Origin of the sequence: Micromonospora sp. H61 (genome assembly GCF_018070325.1) — a bacterium.
Classification (GTDB): Bacteria; Actinomycetota; Actinomycetes; order Mycobacteriales; family Micromonosporaceae; genus Micromonospora; species Micromonospora salmantinae.
In genome coordinates this window covers 75,567-96,551 of record NZ_JAGPXY010000003.1, presented here as the reverse complement: position 1 = coordinate 96,551, position 20,985 = coordinate 75,567, and the positions used below count along the sequence as shown (strand labels likewise).

The 20,985-nt window shown below is 67.7% G+C and carries 16 protein-coding genes, 1 tRNA gene and 1 pseudogene; 8 read left to right on the top strand and 10 right to left on the bottom strand.

Going from position 1 to position 20,985, the window contains the following annotated elements; genetic code table 11:
- Nucleotides 1–104: 104 nt before the first annotated feature.
- The 6 genes from KBX08_RS03215 (at nt 105) to KBX08_RS03190 (ending at nt 7,416) form a co-directional block, all read left to right on the top strand.
- A complete protein-coding gene (locus tag KBX08_RS03215) occupies nt 105–1,130 on the top strand; it encodes a glycosyltransferase family 2 protein (RefSeq protein ID WP_210781003.1) in 1,026 nt (341 codons plus the stop codon).
- 97 nt (nt 1,131–1,227) lie between these two features.
- A complete protein-coding gene (locus tag KBX08_RS03210) occupies nt 1,228–3,045 on the top strand; it encodes a BTAD domain-containing putative transcriptional regulator (RefSeq protein ID WP_210781002.1) in 1,818 nt (605 codons plus the stop codon).
- 42 nt (nt 3,046–3,087) lie between these two features.
- Nucleotides 3,088–4,200, top strand: a complete 1,113-nt coding sequence (locus KBX08_RS03205) for a lysylphosphatidylglycerol synthase domain-containing protein (protein ID WP_210781001.1) — start codon at nt 3,088–3,090, stop codon at nt 4,198–4,200.
- A 55-nt stretch (nt 4,201–4,255) separates the two neighbouring features.
- Complete coding sequence (locus tag KBX08_RS03200) at nt 4,256–5,398, top strand: glycosyltransferase family 4 protein (RefSeq protein WP_210781000.1); 1,143 nt, start codon at nt 4,256–4,258, stop codon at nt 5,396–5,398.
- 23 nt (nt 5,399–5,421) lie between these two features.
- Nucleotides 5,422–6,435 (top strand): glycosyltransferase family 2 protein, encoded by a 1,014-nt coding sequence (locus tag KBX08_RS03195; protein WP_210780999.1) that lies wholly within the window; start codon nt 5,422–5,424, stop codon nt 6,433–6,435.
- A 42-nt stretch (nt 6,436–6,477) separates the two neighbouring features.
- A complete protein-coding gene (locus KBX08_RS03190; RefSeq protein WP_210780998.1) occupies nt 6,478–7,416 on the top strand; it encodes an oxidoreductase in 939 nt (312 codons plus the stop codon).
- Nucleotides 7,417–7,885: 469 nt separating this feature from the next.
- Here KBX08_RS03190 and KBX08_RS03185 read toward each other — a convergent pair whose 3' ends face one another.
- The 10 genes and pseudogenes from KBX08_RS03185 to KBX08_RS03140 all read right to left on the bottom strand — a co-directional run bounded on the left by KBX08_RS03185 (nt 7,886) and on the right by KBX08_RS03140 (nt 17,949).
- Nucleotides 7,886–9,727: an ABC transporter ATP-binding protein gene (locus tag KBX08_RS03185; RefSeq protein WP_210780997.1), complete on the bottom strand. Its 1,842-nt coding sequence runs from the start codon at nt 9,725–9,727 to the stop codon at nt 7,886–7,888.
- Nucleotides 9,663–11,558, bottom strand: coding sequence for an ABC transporter ATP-binding protein (locus KBX08_RS03180; protein ID WP_247668810.1), 1,896 nt, complete (start codon nt 11,556–11,558; stop codon nt 9,663–9,665). The genes KBX08_RS03185 and KBX08_RS03180 overlap by 65 nt, the downstream gene beginning before the upstream one ends.
- 195 nt (nt 11,559–11,753) lie before the next feature.
- Nucleotides 11,754–12,701, bottom strand: a complete 948-nt coding sequence (locus KBX08_RS03175) for a glycosyltransferase (RefSeq protein WP_210780995.1) — start codon at nt 12,699–12,701, stop codon at nt 11,754–11,756.
- A gap of 144 nt (nt 12,702–12,845) precedes the next feature.
- Nucleotides 12,846–13,361, bottom strand: coding sequence for a hypothetical protein (locus KBX08_RS03170; protein ID WP_238691201.1), 516 nt, complete (start codon nt 13,359–13,361; stop codon nt 12,846–12,848).
- Entirely contained in the window at nt 13,351–13,737 is a 387-nt protein-coding gene (locus KBX08_RS03165; RefSeq protein ID WP_210780994.1) for a carboxymuconolactone decarboxylase family protein, read from the bottom strand. Before KBX08_RS03165 ends, KBX08_RS03170 begins: the two co-directional genes overlap by 11 nt.
- Nucleotides 13,738–13,970: 233 nt before the next feature.
- Entirely contained in the window at nt 13,971–14,498 is a 528-nt protein-coding gene (locus KBX08_RS03160) for an aromatic-ring-hydroxylating dioxygenase subunit beta (protein ID WP_210780993.1), read from the bottom strand.
- Nucleotides 14,495–15,799 (bottom strand): aromatic ring-hydroxylating dioxygenase subunit alpha, encoded by a 1,305-nt coding sequence (locus KBX08_RS03155; RefSeq protein WP_210780992.1) that lies wholly within the window; start codon nt 15,797–15,799, stop codon nt 14,495–14,497. The genes KBX08_RS03160 and KBX08_RS03155 overlap by 4 nt, the downstream gene beginning before the upstream one ends.
- Before the next feature lie 20 nt (nt 15,800–15,819).
- Nucleotides 15,820–16,986 (bottom strand): glycosyltransferase, encoded by a 1,167-nt coding sequence (locus KBX08_RS03150; RefSeq protein ID WP_210780991.1) that lies wholly within the window; start codon nt 16,984–16,986, stop codon nt 15,820–15,822.
- Nucleotides 16,987–17,551: 565 nt separating this feature from the next.
- Nucleotides 17,552–17,809: pseudogene (locus KBX08_RS34855) on the bottom strand (IS5/IS1182 family transposase); the annotation flags it as partial.
- Nucleotides 17,810–17,873: 64 nt separating this feature from the next.
- Nucleotides 17,874–17,949, bottom strand: a tRNA-Lys gene (locus KBX08_RS03140).
- Nucleotides 17,950–18,136: 187 nt separating this feature from the next.
- Here KBX08_RS03140 and KBX08_RS03135 point away from each other — a divergent pair.
- Nucleotides 18,137–19,399: an Ig-like domain-containing protein gene (locus KBX08_RS03135; RefSeq protein WP_210780990.1), complete on the top strand. Its 1,263-nt coding sequence runs from the start codon at nt 18,137–18,139 to the stop codon at nt 19,397–19,399.
- Nucleotides 19,400–19,648: 249 nt separating this feature from the next.
- Entirely contained in the window at nt 19,649–20,941 is a 1,293-nt protein-coding gene (locus KBX08_RS03130; RefSeq protein ID WP_210780989.1) for an Ig-like domain-containing protein, read from the top strand.
- Nucleotides 20,942–20,985 lie beyond the last annotated feature (44 nt).

Genomic DNA, 20,985 nt, shown 5'->3' with positions numbered 1-20,985 from the left:
CAGGCACTAAGGTGGTCGACGGGTCTTCTCGACGACGAGAAACCGGCGAGTAGGTGCGATCGTCCACCTCCCAGCGCAGCCGAATTCCTGCCCGAGGAGCATCAATGAAGCCCGCCAAGACGCCACTGGTGTCAGTGGTAATCCCCTGCCACAACGGCCGAAAGACCATCGCCCTGAGCGTGCTCTCGGCATTGCACCAGACCCACCCGTCGGTCGAGGTCATCGTCGTCGACGACGCCAGCACCGACGAGACGCCGGAGATCGTCGGAAAACTCGGTTGCACACTCATCGAACTGACCGACAACGTCGGCGCCGGCCCCGCCCGCAACCGCGGCATCGCCGCGAGTAGCGGCGACATCCTCTTCTTCCTCGACTCCGATGTCGCCCTTGCCCCCGACGCGGTCGCCAACGCCGTGAAGATCTTCGAGGAGAACCCGTCCTACGGAGCCGTCTGGGGCGTCTACGGCGACCGCCCCCTGATCGACGACGGCGTGGTGGAGTGGGTGCAGGTGCTCTACGGCCACTACCGCGCCACCCGCAAGCTCGGGCCGGCCCGGACCGGCCACTTCGCCAGCGGCGCCGTGCCCCGCTGGGTCATCGACGAGATCGGGGCGTTCGACGAGCGGCTGCTCGGCCAGTACGCCAACGAGGACCACGAGTTCAGCCTCCGGATCGCGGAGCACCACCCGGTCATCCGCACCCTGTCCGTGGTCGGGTACCACGACGACGACGACCAGCTGTCCTCGATCCTGCGGAAGCTGTACCGGCGGGCCGGCTCACTGGTTCCCCTCGTCCTGAAGCAACGCGAGCTGAAGCCCGAGCGAGAGGCCACCCACCGGCCCGCCGAGGTCGCGGCCGCCTTCCTGGCCACCATCAGCCTCCCCCTGGCGCTGCTCTCCCCCTACCTGGCAGCCGTTCCGGTCGCCTTCCTGACGTGGTTCATCGGCGTCGACCTCCCCCTGTTGAACTACGTCCGACGCACCGCGGGCTGGCGGATGGTGCCGCCGAGCGCGCTACTCAGTTTTCTGTACAGTCTCGCGATTTCCGCGGGCGCGTTGAGTGGTGGCCTGCGCTACGTACTCGACGCGCGCTTCCGACAGAGGTACCGGACACCGGCCGGCGTCCATTAGTACGCCGGCCGTCGTCAGACGTGATGACCGGGGAGAGCATGTGAGGATCCGACTACTGGGACCCATCGAGGTGGAGTCAGCGGGGGGCCCGCTGGACGTGGGTCCACGTCAGCGTCGTGCGGTCCTGGCGGCCCTTGCCGTGGACGCCGGCACACCCGTGTCGATCGACACCCTGACCGAACGGGTGTGGGGGCCGGCGGCGCCCGAGGCGCCCCGCAGCGCCCTCTACGCCCACGTCGCCCGGCTCCGCCGGGCCCTGGCGCAGGTGGACGACGGCTCCGGCAAACCCATCGGCCTGAGTCGCCACGGGGACGGCTACGTGCTGAACGTCGAGCGCCAACAGGTGGACCTGCACCGGTTGAACAGCCTCATCGACACCGGCCGCGCGGCGACTCGGATCAGCGACGAAGAGCGGATCGCCGCGCTGCGCGAGGCGATGGACCTGTGGCGGGGGGATCCACTCACCACCCTGGCCAGCGACTGGGCCAACCGGGTCAGGCGCAGCGTGGCATCGCAATTGATCAGCTTGGCCGGCGCCTGGGGCACCGAGGAGCTACGGCTCGGCAGCCCGGAGGCGGTCGCCGAGCGGCTGGCCCGGATCCTCGGCTCGTATCCGCTCGCCGAACCGCTCGTGTCGCTGCAGATGCGGGCGCTCTGCGCGATGGGACGTACCCCCGAGGCGTTGCAGTACTACGTCGACACCCGCGCGCAGGTCGTCGAGCAGTTCGGCGCCGAGCCCGGCCCCGAGCTGCGCAACCTTCACGTCGCCATCCTCCGCGGCGAACTCGACGAGCCGTACCCGGGCAACGTCGGCCCGGTCGCCACGCCGATCCGGCACGTGCCGCGGCAGCTACCCGCCGACATCGCCCGATTCTCCGGCCGGCACGACGACCTCGCGCCGATCCTGAACTGGCTGAACCTCGCCAGCACGGGGGACTCGGCCCCGGTGGTGTCGATCTACGGGACCGCCGGGGTGGGGAAGTCCACCCTGGCAATCCACGCCGCGCACAAGCTCAGCGGCCGGTACCCGGACGGCCAGTTGTACATCGCGCTGCGCGGCACCAGCGTGGACGCGAAGCCACTGACGCCGGTCGACGCGCTCGCCCGGCTGCTGCGCACCCTCGGGGTCAGCATGAGCTACGACCAGGAGCAGGTCGACGAGGCCGCGGCCCTGTTCCGCTCTGTCGTCGCCGGGCGGCGGCTGTTACTGGTGCTCGACAACGCCGTCGACGCCGCCCAGGTGCGCCCGCTGCTGCCCAGCGGCGCCGGTTGCGGGACGCTGGTGACCAGCCGACAGCCGCTGGCGGGGCTCAGCGACGTGCGCCAGCTACGCGTCGGACCGCTCACCGTCCCGGACGCCATCGCGCTGCTGAGCCACTGGGTCGGGGCGGAACGGGTGGCGGCGGAGCCCGAGGCCGCGACCGCGATCGCCGAGTGGTGCGAGTGCCTGCCGCTGGCGCTACGTATCGTCGGTGCCCGCCTCGTGGCCCGCCCCGGATGGCCGCTCGCCGAGCTGCGCGACCGGCTCGCCGACGAGCGCCGCCGGCTGGACAATCTCGAGTTCGACGGGGTCGGCCTGCGGACCAGCATGGCCGGCTCCTACGACCGTCTCTCCGGCAGCTCGGACCGCTCCGAGCGCGCCATCGCCGAGGCATTCAAGCTGCTGGGCACGTCGCCTATGACGGAGCTCAGCCGGTCGACCGCCGCTCAGGTGCTCGCCCGCTCGGAGGCACACGCCGAACGCATCCTGGAGCGTCTGGTCGACGCGCAGCTGTTGGAGACCTCGACGCCGGGCAGTTACCGAATGGGTGAACTGCTGCGGCTGTACGCCCGGGAACGCTTTGCCGGGCCCGAGGGAGAAATGACCGGCGAACCGTCGGACAAGGAAGAAGCAAGCGGTTCGCGGTTAGCGTGAGCCACCAGCTCGATTCCTTTCCACGATCGGAGAAGGTGTCGCTTGTCAACAAAAGAACTGGACGCACCGCAGGCCTTCCCCGGAATCAACGTGACAGTGACCGCCGTGCCCCGGAAGCGTTGGCGTTCGGCGGCCCGGCGGGTGCTCATCGGCTTGTTGCTGGCGGTGACCGTGGTCTTCATCGTGCTCGCGCTGCGCGGTCAGGACTGGTCCACGGTCGCGGGCACGCTACGCGGGCAGCGGCCCGGCTTCGTCGTGACGATGGCGGCGCTGGCCGTCCTGGCCAATGCCGCCGGTCTGGTCGCCACGATGGTCTCCTGGCGGGCCATGCTCGCCGGCGTCGGCGAGCGGGTCTCCGCCGTGGACGCGGCCCGGATCTTCTACTTCGGACAGCTTGTCAAGTACGTGCCCGGCAAGGTGATGGGTTTCCTGGTCAGCGTCGAGATGGGCAGGGCCATCGGCGTACCGGCGGGCCGGATGAGCGCGGCCTGGCTGCTGGCCCTGGTGGTGAGCCTGCTGACCGGCGCCACCGTGGGGCTGGCCGCCGGGCCGGAGGTCTTCGGCGCGTCGTCCGGCTGGCTCCTGCTGGCCGTCCTGCCGGTGGCCGCGGTCCTGATCCGCCCCGGTCTGGTGGGCGGGGCGGCGTCCCTGCTCGGCCGGCTGCGCCGCCGCCCGGAGCCGCCGACGGCGATCTGCGGCACCGGCATCCGGCAGGCGGTCGTCGCCCAACTGCTGGCGTGGGTGATCGGGGGCGCCCACCTGTGGGTCCTCGCCGTGGCGATGGGGGCGCCGCCGCTGCGTGCGCTGCCGCTCTGCCTGGGCGCGTTCGGCCTCGGCGCGGTCGCCGGGGTGATCGCCGTCTTCGCCCCTGACGGCATCGGCGTCCGAGAGGTGGTGGTGACGGCCGCGCTCAGTGTCATCCTGCCGATTCCGGTGGCCGGGGTGGTGGCGCTGATCAGCCGGGTCGTGGTGACGCTGAGCGAACTCGCCACCGCCGGGGTCGGCCTGCTGGTGACCGCGGCGGTCATCCGGCGGCACCCGGCCGCGGCAGCTCCCGCCCTGCCCGCGGTGGCGGCGACGGGTCCGGAGCCCACGAATGCCGACTCACCGGCCCCCAAGAAATCGCCAAGAAGCTGGTCACAGGCGAACCACTAATGTGCTCAGGGATTAGGTAATCGGCCGTAGCGATACCTCAGAGAATGCGGTACCCATGCCGGACAGGAAATACGATCTGACGCTAGCGGCCACCCACTACGAGCCGTACGTCAGTGGATTCACGCAGACCGCACGCAGCATCGCCGAGGGAATGGCCAATCGGGGTTGGCGGGTCGCCGTCGTCACCGCCCAGCACGATCCCGAACTGCCGCTGCGGGACACTGTCGGCGGGGTGGACATCTACCGCTCCCCGGTGCTGATGCGGGCGAGGCAGGCGATCTTCGCCCCTCGCTACCCGATCCTGGCCGGCCAGCTGGCACGCAGCTCGTCGCTGCTGCACCTCAACCTGCCGATGCCGGAGGCGGCCCTGCTGATGCCACTGGCCCGCCGCGTACCGGTGGTGAGCATGCTGCACAGCGACCCGCACCAGCCGGCGGGCTGGTCGGGCCGGGCCCTCGCACGCGCCTCGGACGTCGCCTCCCGAGCGGCCATCCGCCGCTCCGCCGCCGTGGTGGCCAGCAGCCACGACCAGGCACACGCCTCGCGATTCTGGCCGGTCATCCGCAACCGCAACTTCACCCCGATCGCGCCGCCGTGCCTGGACCGGCGGGGCGGTGAGCCCCGATACCGCGAGACCGGCCGCCTGCACGTCGGCTTCCTGGGCCGGATCGTGGCGGACAAAGGGATCGGCTATCTGGTCCGGGCGTTCCAGCGGATCGCCGACCCCGACGCCCGGCTGTTGATCGCGGGCAACTACCACGAGGTGACCGGTGGCGATCTCACGGCGGTGCAGTCCGAGATCGACCGGGACAGCCGGGTACGGATCCTCGGCGAGCTGCGCGGCCGGGAGGTCAACGATTTCTACGCCTCGGTCGACGTGTTCGCGCTGCCGGCGGTCGCCAGTTCGTTCGGCACCGTACTGGCCGAGGCGATGATGAGCGGCATCCCGTCGGTGACGACCGATCTTCCCGGCAACCGTTACCCCGTGGCCGCGACCGGATTCGGCCGAGTGGTCCCGCCTCGGGATCCACAAGCGCTGGAACGGGCCATCTCCGAACTGGCGGCGGTGCCGCGGCATTGGAAGGAGCAGAAGGCCCGGGCGGCACGGGCGCGTTTCTCGATGGCGGCGTCGCTGGACGCGTACGAGGTTCTCTTCACCACCCTTCGCGGGCGCACTGCGGCACGGCAACACCGATGAGAAGAAAGAAAGGTTGGAGCCCGATGAACGAGCAGCCACTCGTCTCCGTGATCATTCCGAACTACAACTACGCCAGCACCATCGGCGAGTGCATCAGAGCGGCGAAGAACCAGACGTACCCGGCCGTCGAGGTGATCGTGGCCGACGACGCAAGCACAGACGACTCGGTGGCGATCGCGCGGGCGCTCGACGTCACGGTGTCGCAGGTGCCGGTCAACAGTGGGGTCTCCACGGCGCGGAACCTGGGCGCCCGGCACGCCAAGGGTGAGGTGCTGTTCTTTGTCGACTCGGACGTCGCGCTCGATCCCGACGCGGTCGAGCGGGCGGTGGACCACCTGCGGGAGGAGCCGCGACTCGGCGCGATCTGCGGCATGTACCGGGCCGAGCCGATGTTTCCCGACAGCCTGGTCAAGCGCTACCGCGCCATCCAGCAGTACGTCTGGTTCTGCGAGGTCGAGGGCGCCATCCCGGGTCTGCACTCGGCTCTGTTCGCGATAAAGAAGGAGACGTTCCTGGAGATCGGCGAGTTCAACGACCGACTCCGGTGGACCGAGGAGCAGGACTACGGCTTCCGGCTCAACGCCCGGTACGAGGTCAAGGCCGTACCCACCATCCGGGGACGGCACGACCACGACGGCACGCTGCGGGTGATGCTGACCAAGGTGTTCAACCGCACCCGGCTCGGCGCGCCGAACTGGCTGCGGCTGAACAAGCTTCCGGGGGGTGCCGGCACCGGATATCGGGCACTGGGCAGTGCCTTCCTTCTCGCCGCGGTGATCGCGCTGGTCTCGTCGGTGGTCCTCGGCCCGTGGGCTCTCCTCGCCGCCGCGGTGCTGACCGGGATCAGCATCGGGCTCGACAAGCGCACCTACGGCTACGCCTATCGTCACCACGGGATCCTTTTTGGACTACAATTCACGGTGCTTCACCTATTGGTGACGCTCACCTCGGCGGTGGCGGCCGGCATCGGCATTCTGCAAGGACTGCTGTTCCCACGCATGACGCAGCGGCTCTACCGCGTCGAAAACCCCGCCTGACCCACGCGCCAGCAGTAGCGGTGCCCGACCGGAAAGTTGAACATGACCCTTTCTGATCAGCCTGACGACCTGGGTTTCGGGATCGACAGCACAGCGACCGAGGTACTCGCCGGCATCGACCTCTCCGGTAGGTTCGCCATCGTCACCGGCGGATACTCCGGCCTGGGCCTGGCGACCACCCGCGCCCTCGCGGCCGCCGGCGCCCGGGTCCTCGTTCCGGCCCGCCGCACGGACGTCGCGCGGGAGGCGGTCGCAGGGATCGCCGGCGTGGAGGTCGACGAACTCGACCTCGCCGACCTCGGCAGCGTCCAGCGCTTCGCCGACCGCGTCCTCGACGCGGGCCGCCCCATCGACATCCTGATCAACAACGCGGGCATCATGGCTGCCCCGCTGACCCGGGTGGGCGAGGGCTGGGAGGCCCAGTTCGCGACCAACCACCTGGGGCACTACGCCCTGGTCAACCGGCTCTGGCCGGCGCTGACCGCGGCAGGCGGCGCGCGCGTCGTCGTCGTCGCCTCGGGCGCCGGGGAGACCCCGCGCATCAACTGGGACGACGTGCACTTCGAGAACGGCTACGACAAGTGGGCGGCATACAGCCAGTCGAAGTCGGCCAACATCCTCTTCGCCGCCGAACTCGACAGGCTGGGCCGGGCAGCCGGGGTGCGGGCCTTCTCGGTGAACCCCGGCTACATCCTCACCCCGTTGCAGCGGCACCTCTCCAAGGAGGAGATGGTCGGTGCCGGCTGGATCGACGAGAACGGCGCCCCACTGCTGCCCGAGTTCCGGGCACCCGAGCAGGGCGCCGCGACCCAGGTCTGGGCCGCGACGGCACCGCGACTGGCGGATGCGGGCGGCGGCTACTGCCAGGCGTGCGCGGTGGTCAAGACCTTCGATGGCCCCGCCGACCGCGAGGCGGCCGAGCGGCTTTGGGCCCTGTCGGCCGAGTTGACCGACGTCGACGCGTTCGGCAAGTCCGAGTAGTGGAGCGGCGGGCCGGCCGCCGGCCCGCCGGCACATGACACGTGGGGTGGACCCGGCCGGCCGGGTCCACCCCGTTCGACCCGACACCCGCCGCCACACCAACGTGCCGGCGCGACGCTGCGGCCGGGCGGGGCGCACGTCGCCAACTGGTGTCCCTGTCGGGAGCAAGGCCTGCACCGTATGGCGGCGAGCGCTGCGCGGAGTCGAAGAACGCATCCGCTGGCTCCGGTGACCTGGGCAGGCTTGCGGGACGACCCGGCAAGCCCGACCAGGCACCACCCGTCGCGACAACCACCCGGATGCCCAGCGCTGACAAGGCACAGTGCGGCACGTCGCGGCGCACCCGGTCCTCCAACGTGCCGACCAGCCGCACCATGGACGGGTCACTGCGGGTGAGCGTCGCGGCGTTCGCCTCCCGACAGAGTGCGACCACTCTCCGTGTACGGCGACATCTGCGAAGCCGTGGTGATCAGCGGTATGCGGCCGCCTGCAGGCTGAAGAACTCCGCGTACATCCCGTTGAGCGCCAGAAGTTCGTTGTGGCTGCCGGACTCTGCGATCCGCCCGTCCGACACGACCAGGATCAAGTCCGCCATCCGGACGGTCGAGAGCCGGTGTGACACGAAGACGGTGACGCCGCCGGTACGGATTCCCACGTCACGCGCCGCGTCGGAGTACCTGTCGAACAAGGCGTGTTCGGTCAGCGGGTCCAAGGCGGCGGCGGGCTCGTCGAGCAACAGCAGCAGCGGATCGTCGCGCATCATCGACCGGCTCAACGCGATGCGCTGCCACTGCCCGCCCGACAGTTCAGCGCCGTTGTCGTAGGACTTGCCAAGATAGGTCTCCAGGCCGATCGGCAGCCGGTCGATCACCTCCCCGGCGTCTGCTCGCCGAATCGCCCGCTCCACCGCCCCCGGTTCGTCGAGTCGAGGCAGGTCACCGAGGCCGATGCTGCTTCTGGCCCGCAGCTCCAGCCGGAGGTAGTCCTGGAAGCTGGCGGAGATCCGCTGGCGCCATCCCAGCGGGTTGAGCCGCCGCAGGTCGACGCCATCTATGGTGATCTCGCCTGCGGTCGGCCGGTAGAACTGGCAGAGCAGCTTGACCAGGGTGGACTTGCCGGAACCGTTGTCGCCGACGATGGCGACGATAGTGCCGGAAGGTATGCGCAGGCTGAGGCCCTGCAGCACGTCGGTGTCGGTGCCCGGGTAGCGGAACGCGACGTCACGCAACTCGATGCCGTCGGTGAGGACGGCGGGCGGTGTCTGGTCAGCCGGCGGGCCGGGTTCCGGCGGCGTGGCATCGCGGATCCAGCTCAACCAGCCGAAGGCGCGGGCGTTGCGTTGCAGCGCCTGGGCAAGCGCGACAGCGCCGGCAGCCTGCGCGTTGGTTTGCACGGCCAGCGTGATGGCGAGGACCACGTCGCCGACGGTGCGCTCGCCGCCGATAGCGGCGCGGACGACCAGGACGATGGAGCCGATGTACCCGAGCGCGAAGATCAGCTGACCGGTGAACCGCAGGGCCGCGCCGGCAAATTCAGCCCGGCGCAGGCGGCTGTCCACCTCGCGGCGGACCACCCCATGGCGGCGGCGGAGCTCTCCGCCGAGCCCGAAGAGCCGAATCTCCTTGGCGGCGATCGAGCTGAGGGCCAAATCGAACAGGTGCCAGCTCATGCGGGTCGACTCGGCGGTCACGAGTTCGGCGCGTCCCAGCCGCTTCTCGGCCAGCCGCCCGGCGATCAGCGGGGGGACACCGAAGATCGGCAGGAGGAGCAGCCACGGCTCGATGCGGGCGAGGAGCACGGCGGTCAGCGTGATCTGGGTGAGTAGCACCCCGATCGTCAGGACGGTCTGCACGCTCTGACCCAGCGTCCACGACTGCTGTCGGAGCAGCTCGAAGCGATCTGCGGCGTCCCGCCGTTCGTGCAGCGCCAGCCCGACCGGCCCGTGCGCCAGGTCGCCGAGCTGACGTTCGGTGTCCTGCCTGTGCAGATCACCGAGCTCGAAGAAGAAGATGTGGGCGAAGTGCTCCATCGTCAGGCTGAGCAGGACACTCACGGCGGCGGCCGCTGCCGTCCAGACCGCGACATCGGTCCGCCGGTCGAGGGCCGCGTCGACCGCCACACCCAGAAAAAGCGCCAGCAGCGGTCCACTCACGGCGCCGAGCATCATCAACAGGGCGGCGGTGATCAGCCTTCCCGGGCTGAGTCGCCACGCCGAGGCCAGCGTCGCGCCGGCACTGCGCAGTATTCTATTCACAGCCTTCGACCTCCTCCTCGGTGAACCGCGCAGCCTGCAGCCGAAACAGCTCCGCATAGCGACCGTCGAGGGCGAGCAGCTCTTCGTGGGTGCCCTCCTCGACGACGCGACCGTGTTCCAGCACGACGATCCGGTCGGCTCGACGCACCGTGGAGAACCGGTGCGAGATGACTACGCTGGTGACGCCCTGGGTCAGGTCGAGGAATCGCTCGAAGAACGCCACCTCCGACCGCACGTCCAGGTTGGCGGTCGGCTCGTCGAGGACGAGAATGCTGGCGCCACCGTCGACGGCGACGAGAGCACGGGCGATGGCGATGCGCTGCCACTGCCCGCCGGACAGTTCGGCGCCGCCGGCGTATCGCCGCGACAGTGGAGTCTCCAGGCCGCGGGGGAGATGGTTGACGAAATCCGCCGCGCCGGCCTTTTCCAGGGCAGCCCGGACCACCTTGTCGGCACGCTCCGGCTCCGCGAGCATCTCGATCGCGCCGAAAGCGATGTTGTCGCGCACCGGCAACTCGAAGTGGGTGAAGTCCTGGAAGATCGCGGCAACCCGGCGCTGCCACGCCGTTGCCGGGAAGGTCCGAATGTCGACGCCGTCAGCGGTGATCGCCCCGGCCGTCGGTTCGTAGAGCCGGGCCAGAAGTTTCACGAGGGTTGTCTTGCCTGCGCCGTTGAGGCCGACGATCGCCAGCGATCGGCCCGCCTCGATGGTGAGGTCGAGGCCGTTCAGCACCGGCGGCCCGCCCGGGTAGGCGAAGGACACCTTGTCGAATCGCAGCACCGTCCTGGGCAGTCCAGCCGGATCGCCCCTGCCGCTCTCGGTGGTGCGGGCGTCGGCCTCGCTCATCCTCTCGATCCGCTCCACCGACCGGTAGGCATTGAGGCCCTGCTCGGTCGCCACATCGGACTCGGCGATGAACCCGCCGATCCTCATGGCGGCCAGGGACGCCTGGAACACGAGTATTAACCCGCCCAAGCCGAGCAGTCCGGCCGCCGTTGCCTGAGCCGCTCCCGTCAGCAGCACGCCCAGCAGTACGAAGGCGACAAGAACGTAGAGTATGTAGGGGCCGTAGAACAGCCGGCGCCGGGCCCGCCAGACGGGGAGCACGGCGTCCATGGCGGCCGTCGTGTACTCCTGCTTCAACCAAGGTAGAAGGCCGAAGACCCGCAACTCCTTCGCCGCCGCGGGCTGGAGCAGCATGGTTCGGAGATATTCGCCGCGGCGCCGCAGCCGGGCGGTGCTCCGAAAGACCTCGGTGAACACCGACAGGCCGAGCCGGTAGCCGAAGCGGATCGTCAGGGCCGCGACGAGCAGAGCCGGCCCGGCCCACCACACGAAGGCGACCGACGTGACCCCGGCGGCGAGCACGGTCTGCAGGTACCGCGAGATCAGCGCGATCTGACCGGCACCCGCGGCACCCGGCGACCACATCTCGGTCCGCAGCCGGTCCGTGGCGTCAGCGACGTGATCGAGCAGCTCCGGATCCTCCATGACGGCCACGCCACCGCTCGCCTGGGAGGCCGCCATCAACCGGTCACGGACGAGATCGTCAAGGCGACGGCGGATCAGGTTGCCGAGCAGTTCCTGTACCGGCAGCAGCAACTGCACTCCGAAGAACGCGGCCGCCGCCAGAATCAATCTGGTCCGAAGATCGCTCCAGGCCGCTGAGCCGAGCCCGCCGGCTACTGCGTCCGGCACTCGGGCGACCACGGCCGAGGTGGCGAGGATGAACGCGACCGGCAGGATCCCTGCGGCAATCTGGATCATCACGGCGGACGAGACCAGCGACGAGCCGGCTTTGGGCACCAGGTGCAAGATTCTCATTCGCCCGCCGAGGCGCGATCTGTGGCCGTGGACAAGTTCCGCCCACACAGACCTTTCGTGCATCGTCACCACCAGGCGCCTCCCGTGCGGCTGTGAACCCTATCGGCGCATGGCAGAGCCCTGCACGCGACGCGCTGACCGGGGCCGGCAACATCGACGACTGTGGGTCCAACTTGTACTTCATCACTCTTGAATGACGTAGGGACATGTAGGCGCAGACGTTGATGGATTCGCCCCGGACCCGTACCCCAACCCTGCCTACGCGACAGGAACAGAAAATTCACCTTCCTTAACCTCAACCCGTGAACCAGGAAAGGCCGCTGGGGTCGACCTTGCGCAAAGTTCGAACTGCTCGTAAAGATCGATCCAGTTGGCGCCGACCGCAGGGTTGAAGATTGGCGCAAGCATGGCCTGCAGGATCACCTCGGGAACTTCCTTGTGCAGCGCGATGAATAGGCTCAAGTTCTTCAGCCAGCCCTCATATACAGACATGTTGGGGCTCAGCGGTGGCCCTTGATGGTAGGCGAAGCTTTCTTCGTCGAAGACGAGCTGGGTGCCGGAGCGGCCCAGCCTGTACCCCAACTCGGAATCCTCCAGGCCCCATCCTCGAAATCCCTCGTTAAATCCACCGACGCGCTTGTAGTCGACGCGTGGAACAGAGACGTTGCAGGTGAAGAACAGATGCCACGAGGTCTTCAGATCGCCGACACCGATATCACTCAGGCGACTCAGCACGTCCAGCCTGATGTCGCTCTTGATTATGCCGCCAAGGAATTCCTCACCGCCGTCTCTCATAAAGCGATCGTCGAACGCTTCCGGAGTCCGCAGGTACTTTCTGAAGCCGATGACGGCCTTCTTGGCGCCAATGACTCGGTAGTGACGAAGATGCCAATCGACGAAGGTGGGTGGAACCAGTTGATCGCCGTCCACGAAAATCAGGATGTCGCCGGTCGCCTCTTCTGCACCACGATTTCTTGCGGCACTTCTGGACGACGTTGCCGAACGAGGCAGATGCAGGTAGCGGAACCGGGAGTCCGCTGTCACGTGACGCTGCGCCGTCTCCGCAGTCAGGTCGGTTGATCCATCATCGACGATGAGCACTTCGAAGGAATCGGAGACAGTCAGAGTTTGTGCACGAAACGTGCGAAGGCATCTGTCCAGCAACACGGACGAGTTGAATGTCGGCACAACCACTGATGCCTTCATCGGCGGTCTCCATTCCAGAGCAGAAACCGGATTCCCAACGTGGGAAGCCGAGCAGCGGGTTCTCCAAGATTCGATGTCGAACCGCCGGCCGACAGCCGACGACCGGCGGCGCTGCTGTCGTTTTAATCTGAGATGCCGCCCCGGTCAGGTGACTCGGCCGCGCCGCCCCCCTGAAGCGTGAAGGGATTCCGCGCGCCAGGTGCATCCGTCGCCTGCCTGTTCGCACGACACTGTGACGTCCGATTCGACGTAACGGGCGGCGATGGCGGTGTTGAGTTCCTGACAGTACGGGCATGGTGATGCGAAAGTCAGTTTGACGCCGGCAGCGGCGGCCTGTTTGCGGTACCGCAGGATCCCACATTCGGCGTTGCGCAGGACGGTGCCAGAAGGCTGGGGCTCGCTGGTCACTGCCGAGTCGTAGAGCAGCAGTTGGCGCTGCAGCCGGTTCATGAAGTGGACGGTGGCAGACTCTCCGGCGGGCCGCTGCGACTGCAGGAGGTCGGCGGTGATGCGGGAGTTCGCCTGGATCCACGCGGACACACCCTCATCGCCGTGCACGCCTAGAATGAACTCTTCGGCGGCCGCCTGGGCCTCGAAGAACCGCTGGCGCCAGAGATCGACCTTGACTGCGGCGTCGAGGGAAGCAGGGTCACTGGTCATGGTCGGTGTCCTTGCCAGGGGCGAGCTCGGCGAATACCTCTTGGGCGATCCGCAGCCCGTTGTTGGCTACCGGCCAGCCCCCGTAGTAGGCGAGCTGGATGATGATCTCGATGATCTTCTCTGGTGGCATCCCGAGGTGCAGGGCGGCGCCGATGTGGCCGCGCAACTCCCAGTCGGTCCGGGCCAGGGTGACCGCGGTCAGCGCGATCAATTCGCGTTCCTCGACGCTCAGGTGCGGGCGGGTCCAGATCTCACCGAACAAGTGGTCGATGGTGAGCTGCAGGAAATCGGGGTAGGAGCCTGGGCGGGGTTCGCGGCCGAAGACGTGCTTGAACATGGCCTCACCCCGCTCATGTCGGGCAAGCGGCTGGTTCATCGATCACTCCTTCGTGATGCCAGGTGGCCTGTCGGACAGTGGTGGATTCCTACGACGCCACGGAGACGACGAGCAGCAGCGCGGGCGCAGATGTCAGTACCCATCGAGAAGGCAGCGACCAGCCGGCCCGCGCCGCCACCGACGTCACCGATCAGCGCGGCAGGTGCGGCGCAGCCTGAACTAGACCCACCCCTGCGCCAAAGCTGCGAGCAGGGCCGTGTCTCTGTCAGATCTCAGAGGATGATGCTGAGCTTTCCGTGTTCGCGAAGACTCTCGTGGTCGAGCACCACGAGACGTCGCCGGACCCGGAACGACTCGCCCTCGACGGCGAGTTCGAGCCGACATTTTCCGACGTAAGAGTCAGAGCGCCCGTGCCCGAACCGGTACACGACGACATTCGCCGCCACATCGAGGTGCGTGCCCCGATCAGCCAGAACCTCCACGTTGCTGATCATCCGATTTGTCCGCGACAGGGGGTTCTCGCACCACACCTCGCCGTTGAGGAGTTGCTCGATCCGCTGGCGCAGCCGGGCGGCGTTGTCGTCGATGAGCCCGAGCGCATCGGCCGACTCGCCCCGAACGTCGGTGGCCGGCACCAGGTAGCGGATGTCGTCGGTCAACATCTCGTCGTACCACTCGCGCAGGCGCCACTCGTCGAGCAGCCGCGCCTCACGGAAGAGGAACTGGCTCACCCGGTGCCACAACCGCATCTGGGCCGTCTCGTCAACCACCAGTTCGGTGTTGATCGTGTCGGTGGTCATCGCCGTTGCGCCCCTTGCCTCTCGGCCCGCTGAGTGACGTGGTGAGCTTCCTCGTGGTCGTCGCCGTCGTACATCAGCCGGTCCCACTGCCGCCAGAACTCGCGGGCTGGGAGCTCGTCGGTGGTCTCGGGGACCTCCTTGGCCATACCGCGTGACAGGTCCGAGTAGCGGAGCGTGCGATTGAGGTAGCCCCGTTGACATGACTCGATGATCTCGATGTCGTCGGGGGTGGCGAAGCCGGCGGGACCGAGGAAGGTCAGGTAGTGACTCTTCCGCAGTTCCCGTATGTCCGGATCCTCGTCCTTGGGGGCCAGCGCGACAGAGGTGATCGACATCTGGCCGGCGCCGACCGGGTCGATCTTGCGGATGGTTATCCCGATCGCGTCGATGATCATCAGATTGGGGAAGATCATCAACGCCCTGTTGGCGCCGGTGATCCGTTGGGCGCGTTCGGCGCCGAACCGTTCGACGAACCGTGCGGCCGTCGCCTCCATCCGCGACCTGACCTCAGGGGGAAACATCGGCGTCCAATAGGCGAGCGGTCGAGCTGCCGCCGGTACCAACTCATTGGCGCCATGCCCCCGGCCGAGAGCGCGGGCGAACCCGCCACGTCGTCGCGGCGCCATTGTCCCGAGCGACTCGATGTAGCTCACGTAACGCTTGTGCAGGGCGCGGAAGTGGTAGATGTCGACACTGTTCTCCATCATGAGCTTCCAGTTGGCCCGAGCCCCGTGCAATTGCGCACCTTGGATCACCTCCATTCCAACTTCGGACTGGTCGGCGACCAGATCGAGGTACTCCGTCGCGCCCGCCAAATATCCGGTCAAGGTGCGTGGCTGCTCAGGATCGAAGGTCGCGAACACGAAACCCCGGTAACTGTCGCTACGGTGCCGTGCCAGGTCGAAGTCGGACTTGCGGAAGCCTGGGCCGTACCCGTCCGGAAGCGGAACTCCGACCAGGTCGCCTTGGTTGGAGAATGTCCAGTCGTGGTACGGGCACCGGAAAGATCTGGCCTGCCCGGCTGACTGCGAGCAGATCAGAGCCCCGCGGTGCGGGCAGCTGTTGGCGAACACTCGAATCACCCCGTCGGAGCCGCGCGCCATGACCACCGGGCGCCCTCCGACATCACGTGACACGTAGGAGCCCAGCGCGGGCACCTCGGATTCGTGCCCGACGTACAACCAGCAGCGATCGAAGATCTTGGTCATCTCCTGTGCGGCCACGTCGTCGTCGGTGTAGGCCCGGCGGTCCACCCGGAATGAGAAGCTCTCAAGATCATCGAACACGATCTGGTCGGCCACCGGCCGCTGCAGTTCTATCGTCACTGCTCCCCCTCTCGCTGTAGCTTCTCGGCCGTGCTGATGACCATCTCTGCCGTGCGCGCGGCGGAATCGCCGCACTCGGGCTGCGCCGCGCGCAGCCGCGCCCGGTAGCTCCGGTCGGGATCAAGCAGATCGGTGACAGCGTCAGCGACCGCCTGTTCTGAGACGTCGGCCGGCTCCAATGCCGTCCCGAAGCCCGCGGTTTCCACGAAGTACGCCTGGATTGGCTGATCCACAGCTAGCGGGATCACCAGCATCGGTGTCGCCGCCCGGATCGACTCCGCCACCGAGTTGTAGCCGCCATGGGTGATGAACACGTCGGCGCGCTCAAGCACCTCACGTTGTGGCACGTACGGGGCGGTAAGCACGTCGGCGGGCAGCGCGAGTTCCTCAGCGAGATCTCCCACCGCGGCGACCACCTGCGCACCGGTCTTCACCGCTCCCATGATCACCGTGCGTAGGAGGTCGGGCCGCCTGAAGAAGATCGTGCCGAAGGAGACGAACACCAGCGGGCGACCGGGGCCGATCTCCTCCAGGCCGGGAAAGGCGACCTCGTCACCGCGCTTGCCTGCCGCACCCGGCAACCCGACCAGCTGCACACCGTCGTCGGTGACCGCCTCATCCCCGACGAGCGAGGGAATCGTCGGCATCAGATTGAGAAGCGGCGAACGCGCCGAATGAGTCCGGGTCGACCACAACACCCCGCGCCTGGTCAGATAGTCGCCAACCTGTTCGTCATACAGCCAGCGACCTTGGCGACGCTCCTTCGGGCATACCCCGCCCAGGTTTGCCCAGATCATCCCGTACGGCACACCCGATGCCTGCGCCCCGGCCATCGCTGCCGCCAATACCGGCAGCGAATCGAGCAGCGCGAAGTCCGGTGCCGTCGCCCGCAGCGCATCAGCCACCTGGTCCGCCACCGGTGACGATTCGAGCATCGGACCGATCTTTGCCGGATCGTCGCTCCACGGGGCCATCTCGACCTGGCCGACCAGGTGGACCTCCGCCGCACCCAGGGCCTGGCGACGCTGCTCGCCGAGCGCGCCACCGTCCGCAGACAACAACAGCAGCACAACCTCATTGCCGGCGGCTTGGAGCGCATTGACCACCGGAATGTACGGGTTGAGGTGACCATGCTGAGTTGTGGTGAGGAAGGCGATGCGCACTAGATCTCCGATCCAAGGGAAACGAACAGGCCAACTCAGGATTTGGGCCGGGGTCAACTGCATCGTCCACGATTACGACACCCGGCCTTCAGTGACGAGTCGAGACCGCGAGGCACGAGCGGCAGAAATCCGCCCGCAGGCACGCGAGAACGCCCGGCAGGGCGAAGTAACCATCAACGTCCAGATACTCTTACGAGGATCTACGCATTCCCCACCATCGCTGTGGGGACGCGGACCAATCTACGTTTACTACTCGGAAACAAACTTGCAATAAAGGAACCCGACGCCTGCGCCCGGCGGCTGCGAAAAGTGTGCCGCGAGCCGTGATCATTGTCAATGCCTTGAATTTGTCGGCACATCCACAACTCTGCCCACTTTGACCGGACTCCACCTCGACCCGCGGCACGCAGGTCCGGTTCCTCGGCGCGAAGGCGTGGAGGCGTGGAGGCCACGGTTTCGCAACCATTCCGGCCGAGTCGCCGGATTTCATGCAATGGTGTCGATGAGCTTTGAAAGACCGAGGCTACTGAGCCATTCCGTGCAAGGACTTGATCACGGGTGGTGATCATGTGGTTCGGGCATGGTCGAAGTGCAGCAGGGCGAGGGCGGCTGCCACGATCTCGCCGATGCGCCATGGGTTGAGGCTGACGTTCCGGAGTGCCTTGAATGTGGTCTTGAGCAGCGAGTTTCCGCGTTCACCGATGGCGCGCAGGTCGTCGGCGGCGGCTCGCAGCGCCGGGAGGGTCTCCGGATGGGTACGCGCAGCGGTGGTGTCGTGCTCGCCGCCGGGTCGCCGGGTCCAACGGCTCCCGAGCATCCACCCACCATCGACGTACGCGAAAAAGGCCCTAACCCAGTGTGAACCACCAGGTCAGGGCCTTGATCGTTGGTGCGCCGCCAGGGACTCGAACCCCGAACCCGCGGATTAAGAGTCCGCTGCTCTGCCAGTTGAGCTAGCGGCGCTCGTCGGCAACGGAGAGAACATTAGCACCCCTGGAACGCGGGCTCCAATTCGGTTCCCCGGGTCCCCCCTTCGGTCGAGCTTTGCCGGCAAAAAGCCCCAAACCGGCCACCGCCACCAAGATCGGGGCGTGGGTTGCGGCGGTGATGCGGCACGATGTCCGCCAGGTACGCGAGAACAGAGGTGGGCATGGCACGGTTCACGCGAGCCGGGGCGGTGGTGGGCGCCCTGACTCTGGCGGCGTCGCTGGCACTGACCGGATGCGGCGGCGACGAGAAGAAGCCGGAATTCGTTGGCGGGGCGTCCTCGGACGTGAGCGCCACCCCTGGCTCAGCCGCACCTTCGACGCCGAGCACACCGAGTGGGCCGGCGCTCACGCTGAGCCCGGCGAACGGCACGAAGAATCGGCCGGTGAGCACGGAGATCAGCGCGAAGCTCCCGGACGGCGGGAAGGTGTCCGCAGTCACCCTGACGGCGGACGGCGGCGGCTCGATCGAGGGCAAGCTGCGTACCGATGGTTCGTCCTGGGTGCCATCCGCTCCGCTGAAATGGGGCACCCGCTACACGGCCACGGTGACGGCGAGCGCGTCGGACGGCACGAGCAGCCAGGGCACCAGCAGCTTCACCACGATGGCCAAGCCGAAGTCGACAATCGGTTCGGGCCTGTACCTCTTCGACGACAAGAGTTACGGGGTGGCCATGCCGGTGGTCACCGAGTTCCACCCGGGTATCCCGAAGAAGGACCGGGCGGCGGTGCAGAAGCGGATGTTCGTCCGGACCGACCCGCCGCAGCCGGGCGCGTGGCACTGGGTCAGCAATGGCACGCAGGCCTACTACCGGGCCCCGGAGTACTGGAAGCCGGGCACCACCATCACCGTGCGGATCGCGCTGGCGGGGGTGCCGCTGAGCAACGGCAAGTACGGCGACATCGACCGCAAGGCCACCGCCAAGATCGGCCGGTCGTTCGAGATGAAGGTCGACAACGCCAACAAGAAGATGACGGTGTACGAGAACGGCGCGCCGGTACGCACCATTCCGGTGAGCCTGGGCAAGAAGAGCACACCGTCGTCGAGCGGCACGATGGTGGTGATGGAGAAGAAGGAAGCCACTGTCTTCGACACCCGCGACGACCCGGATCCGGCCAACCGCTACGTGACCGACATCCAGTTCGCCCAGCGGCTCACCTGGGGTGGCGAGTACATCCACGCCGCGCCCTGGTCGGAGCACGTGCAGGGGCGGCAGAACGTCTCGCACGGCTGCGTGAACGTGTCGATGGCGAACGCCAGGTGGTTGTTCGGCAAGACCCGGATCGGTGACCCGATCACGATCAAGGGCACCGAGCGCAGGATCGCCGCCGGTAACGGTTGGACGGCGTGGAGCCTGAGCTGGTCGGAGTTCATCAAGGGCAGCGCGTTGCCGGTGCCCAGTGGTGGGGCCGGCCCGGCGGTCTGAGCCGTCGGCCTCGTTGCGCCGGCTCGGCCGTTGGCCGGGCCGGCGTACCCTTGCACTCCCGCCGCTCGATGACGGCGCGGCGACCCCCGCGCTCCCGACACGGAGACGAACCAGGCTCACGAAACGCCGGATAGTAGCAGGATTCGGGCACAATTGATGGCGTGTTTCGGTTCACCCTCGGCAACCGGGGTCGGCTCTGGCGCGTCAGTAAGAGACGATGGGGCAGCGACCACAACTGTGAGGGAATTCATGCGAGCTAGCCAGGACCAGCTGATCAGGCCCGGTGGGCGACGCCGCGTGTTCGCGGCGGGGCTTCTCGCCGTGGCGCTGGCCTTCACCTCGGCCTGCACCGACGGCGACGGCGGCAAGCCGTCCTCGTGGCACGGCGGCGGCGAGAACCCGGCACCGAAGGCCGCCGCGACGATCAGTGAGCCGGCGGCCGACGCCAAGGACGTGCCCGCGTCCACCGGCATCACCTTCACCACGAAGGACGCCGTGGAGACCGCTGTCGAGCTGAAGGACGCCGCCGGCAAGGCGGTCGAGGGCGCCCTCGCCAAGGACGGCAAGTCGTGGCTGCCGACCGGCGCGCTGGCCTACGGCACGAGCTACACGGCCACCGTGACCGCCAAGGGCGACGACGGACGCCCGGCCACCGCGACGAGCACCTTCACCACGATGGCCAAGCCCGGCAATCAGGTACGGGTGAGCAGCTTCCTCGGTGACAACCAGGTGGTCGGGGTGGGCATGCCGCTGATCGTGAAGTTCAGCCGCGCCATCCCGGAGGACTACCGCGACGACGTGCAGCGCCGGATGACAGTCACCTCGACCCCGGCGCAGGAGGGGATCTGGCACTGGGTCAGCCCCACCGAGATCCGGTACCGGCCGAAGGAGTTCTGGAAGTCGAACAGCAAGGTCTCCTACCGGGTGCAGGCCGGTGGTCTGCCGATGGGTGCGGGCTGGTACGGCCGCGCCGACCTCTCGGTGGACGTCAAGATCGGCGCGGCGGTGGTCATGACGGTGGACAACAAGACCAAGCGGATGACGGTGACCCGCAACGGCTCCGTGATCAAGACCATCCCGGTCAGCCTGGGCAAGAAGAGCACCCCGTCGTCCAGCGGCACGATGGTCGTGATCGAGAAGCTGCGCAAGACGGTCTTCGACACGTTCGAGGAGCTGGGCCCGGAGGAGGGCTACCGCACCAAGATCGACTTCGCGCAGCGCCTCACCTGGGGCGGGGAGTTCATCCACGCGGCACCCTGGTCCGAGGGGCAGCAGGGCACCACGAACGTGTCGCACGGCTGCGTCAACGTGTCGATGGCCAACGGCGACTGGCTCTTCAAGAACACCCAGATCGGCGACCCGATCACGGTCAAGGGCACCGAGCGCAAGCTCCAGAACGGCAACGGCTGGACCGACTGGAACATGAGCTGGGACGAGTACGTCAAGGGCAGCGCCCTTCCGTACGAGCCTCCGGCCGACCCGGACGCCACCACCCCGACCCCGGACGGGACGGTCACCCCGTCCCCCACGCCGACCGCCTGAGCCAGCCGACGAAAGCCCCCTCTTCGGAGGGGGCTTTCGCGTGG